Annotated in this window: 3 protein-coding genes; 2 read left to right on the top strand and 1 reads right to left on the bottom strand. The window is 39.2% G+C overall.

The annotated features are described in order from the left end of the window. The first annotated feature begins 148 nt into the window (after positions 1-148). Both VMW01_16125 and VMW01_16120 read left to right on the top strand, forming a co-directional pair. Positions 149-544, top strand: coding sequence for a hypothetical protein (locus tag VMW01_16125; GenBank protein ID HUW07775.1), 396 nt, complete (start codon positions 149-151; stop codon positions 542-544). A gap of 71 nt (positions 545-615) precedes the next feature. Continuing rightward, positions 616-2577: a hypothetical protein gene (locus VMW01_16120; GenBank protein ID HUW07774.1), complete on the top strand. Its 1962-nt coding sequence runs from the start codon at positions 616-618 to the stop codon at positions 2575-2577. 359 nt (positions 2578-2936) lie between these two features. Here the strand turns inward: VMW01_16120 and VMW01_16115 are convergent. Next, a partial coding sequence (locus tag VMW01_16115; GenBank protein HUW07773.1) for a hypothetical protein occupies positions 2937-3687 on the bottom strand: 751 nt, incomplete at its 5' end.

The following is a 3687-nucleotide window of genomic DNA, read 5'->3' as shown; positions in this document are numbered from 1 at the left end:
TGCCACGGATCGCTTCAAGTGCGACCCTGGCCTTGAACTCACCACTAAAATTCTTGCGCTTCGACTCACTCATCACCTGCTCCTCAATTGCAGCAGGTTACCACCTTAATTTATTGTCTGAAAATCGGGGTCCACTATAATCATTCAAGTGAATGATGACCAAATAAAAAAAGAGAACATTAAAACGTCTCCAAATTTTGATCTTCCATCTAGTGCTAATCAAATTGGTGGGTACAATAGAATTCGACGTAATGAAGTAGTAACTATTACTTTTGCATTTAAAGGAGAGCCGATTACCACTTCAAAGGTAACGATCAAATCAGACCGGAGCATTGCCACTTACGAAGATTTTTCTAACAAAGAACACAAAACGGATTGGGCTTTTGTAGCATTTGTAATGTCGTTTATAGTGGGTTTTATGGGGATTATGTTTGCAATATCAATTCCTGCTTACCAAGAATACAAAAAGAGAAGTTTGGAGGCTGCCAAAAAGAATCTTGGAGGCGATTCAATCTCAGTACTACCAGGCTCCGGTTTTCCCTAACAAAGCGGTCGTTCAACGTAAAATTAAGGGGCGCGCTTTAGCGTCCCTTAATAAATACAATGAGGAATTTTATGAGTATCGAGAACTCTCTTGTTTGCCTAGCACTACTTAAAGTGAATTGGGATGAAAAAGGCGCTGACTACATAGAAAATTTCGTGCCGTTTATTGGAGAAGCACTAAGGCTATCAAAAGATGATGCCGTCAGTATTCCTGAGCTGCAAAAAATCACTGAAACTGAATTTGGATTGCTTATTCCTCAAGGCGCACTTCGTACAATTCTTAATCGTGCTGCGCGTAAAAACTATGTTTCACATATCAATGGAATTTACGTAAGGAACCTAACAAGCATTCCCAACGATTTTGCACGGGAAAAGCAACGAGCAACACGAATCCTGAAAACCATAACAACCAAATTTATTTCCTACTGTAAATCGCAACACAATGTTTCACTAACCGACCCAGAAGCAGAAACAATATTTTTGGAATTTATCCAAAAAACCAATGTACCCATATTAGAAACAGCAATTCATGGCGCACCTCTAAAAATCACCCCAAATAAGTCTCAAAAGAATGATTTTTTAATAGCATCATTCCTACTTTTTTTGAATGATAAGGACGAAGATGGTTTCAAACTCGTTGAGACCATAACAAAAGGTCAAATGATTGCCACACTTCTATTCCTTCCAGACATTGGCAAAGTGCAACAGAAGTTTGAAGATTTAACAATATATTTAGATACGAGAATCATTCTTAGGGCGCTGGGTCTCGAGGGCGAAGAATATACGACTCAGTCCCATGAATTCTTGAAAATCATGCGTCACATGAATGTGAACATTGCTTGTTTTAGTCAGACACACGATGAGATAAGAGGCATTCTGGATTCAGTTGCACACAGCCTTCAAGACAAATCACGTAAAAGTTACAAGTCATTTTCGGTATTGTCATATGCAATTAGCCAGGGGTGGCGATCAAGTGATATTGAATCGATCATCTCAACACTTGAGATCACACTAAAACGCCTTAGAATATATATTAAAGAAAAACCACAACACTCAAGTTCACTAGGACTAAATGAAGAAAAGCTTACCCAAATCCTTAATGTGAATCTCCCAAGGCAAAGCACCGAAGCGCAACATCATGACATTGATTGCCTCACATCTATACATAGACTACGTAATGCGCAGCCTCGATATAACATAGAAAACTGCAACCATATATTCGTTACGTCAAATAATGATTTGGCACGCGCCTCAACAATATTTTTTATTGAAGAGTATGCAAAAAATACAGTACCACTCTGCATCAACGATCACACTCTGGCCACTCTAGCTTGGGTTAAAAACCCACAATATGTACAAAACCTATCAACCCAAATGTTGATATCGGATAGTCACGCAGCAATGCGCCCAAACAGAGAACTATGGAACAAATATCTACACGAAATTGAAAGATTACATTCCAAAGGGGATATATCAGATGATGATTTCAATATCTTACGATTTTCTATGGCAGCAAGAAACGCCCTTCTAGAATCTACATTAGCGACTCCGGATGCATTTACCGAAGGAACAGTCCCGATAATATTAGAGCGCGCGCATCAAAACATTACGGATAAAATGCAAGGCAAGTTAGATAAAGCGGTAGCAACAACTGAGAAAGCAGTTTTAGATTTCCATACACTTGCAATGAGCCAAACTTCTCAATTGAGTAACTTAGCAGAGGGAATTGGCAAGACCATACGTTGGGGATCAATTTACATATTATTTTCGCTAGCTGTAATTGGATTGCTTCTGACTTTGCCGGAAATTGTAATTGGCATAGATATCAATAAATTCAGCACGAACAAATACAACCTCATTATGGAAGCCATAATATTGGCTTTTTCCATATTAGTTCTTTTCCACCTACTTTTTGGAAAAACCGTCTGGGAAATTAGCATCAATTTAGAAATCTGGACTACGAAAATGGCAAATAAAATACTCGCTCAGGTTTTTTTGCCAGAGAACCATCCCTACAAACAGAAGCAAAAGTAGCTACTTTTCATAAAGTACAATCAAATTAAAGAGATAATAGTGAAATGTATTTCTTATACAAAATTATTAATTGGCGCAAGTCGTAACGGTTAGGGAGCACTGAATCAAGCCGGTCCCTCATGTTGAAAAGAAAGAGTCTGTACTCAATGCAATAAGCGAGTGCGAAAAGCTAGGTAGGAAGAAGTTTCTTAGTAAATATGGATTTGGTGAAGCAAAACAATATTTCCTCTTCTACAAAGGGAACCTTATCTTTGATATTGACTCAATTGATAATATCGACTTTATAGATGATTCCACCTTGGCCAAATAATATGCTTCCTTTACGAAGGTATACCTTGAAATACATAAATTTGCTCTTCTTACAAATAACCAACTACTTCATCTAAAGAACGCTTCATTGGGTCCATCATATCAGCCTCATTTAATGCCCATACTGACCACCTTTGGAGTTTTTCTAATGTTTCAGGTTGAATGCTTGAGTCTGCACGAGTATTAACCTCTGCCACAAACTCTCGGATCTCATCTGCCCTCCTCCATCCCAAAACATCTGAAATAAGTTGCCGACGCTTTTTACGTTCGAGATGAAGCTGACGCTCCAGTCGATCACGTTCTAGTTTCTCACGTTCAACTCGCTTCTCTTCTTCATGCTCGGCCTTTCTCGCGACTAGCCAATTATAGTTTCGCTGCTGCTGAGCACGATATAAGAATTCCCCAGCAATCAGCAGTCCTGCGGAAATATTTCTTATCTGATCTTCTAGATTTATATCACCTTCATCTTGCCAGATTGTCTGACTTTCAGGTATTTCATAATGGTGAATTATCTCCAGTCGGAAATCTGTCCTTGCTCGAGATTTATTTTTATTTGCGTTGGACTGCAATTTTTGATTTATTACTCCGATCTCGAAGCTAATTCGGGTATCACCAACTATAACTCCTAGCTCAATAGCTTCGGTAGCTCTTAGATAGGGTTTCTGCGAATTCCGGAGCAAACTGGACACTGATTCCACGGCAAACTGGACACTGATTCCACGGCAAACTGGACAGTAAAATAGAGATGTAGCGGTACGCGGGATAACCGTGGCAACCTCGGGAATTTTTACCGGGGAGCCA

The organism is Williamwhitmania sp., assembly GCA_035529935.1.
Taxonomy (GTDB): domain Bacteria; phylum Bacteroidota; class Bacteroidia; order Bacteroidales; family Williamwhitmaniaceae; genus Williamwhitmania.
The sequence above is the reverse complement of the archived record's forward strand: the minus strand, read 5'-3'. Positions and strand labels throughout refer to the sequence as shown.